This is a genomic window from Arthrobacter sp. Y3223166 (assembly GCF_059090935.1).
On record NZ_JBNHGE010000098.1, the window covers coordinates 1 to 478 of the forward strand.

The following is a 478-nucleotide window of genomic DNA, read 5'->3' on the forward strand; positions in this document are numbered from 1 at the left end:
CCATCAAGGTCACCGGGGCTCCCGCCGATACCGCGGGGCCCGTGCTTGCCGAGTCAACGGTGACGCCCTCGTCGCTTAATCTTGAGAGCGGTTCAGGGACGGTAAAGGTCACCGTCCGTCTGACCGACGCCACTGGTGCGAACACTCCCGTGGCGAGCCTCAGCCACGAAGCCACCGGCCAAAGCCACGGCTTTGGATCCATGACGCTGGTCTCGGGGACCGTCAAGGACGGCACTTGGGAACGGACCATGACCATTCCCCAGGGGTCTGCCGCGGGCGATTGGGAGGCGGTGCTCTACCCGCTGCGTGACAGTCTCGGCAACTCCTCCAGCGGCTTTCAAACGCTGGCCACCATCAAGGTCACGACGACTAACAAGGTGTCCCCGGCTGGGGTGACGTTCTTGGATAAGGACGGCACCGCAGAGGACACCTACACGATCCCGGCCGTTGAGGGCGTGGATTACCTGGTCGGCGGCAA

1 pseudogene is annotated in these 478 nt (G+C 64.2%); it reads left to right on the forward strand.

From position 1 onward, the window contains the following. Positions 1-478, forward strand: a pseudogene (locus AC5RUH_RS16715) (peptidase S8/S53 subtilisin kexin sedolisin); the annotation flags it as partial.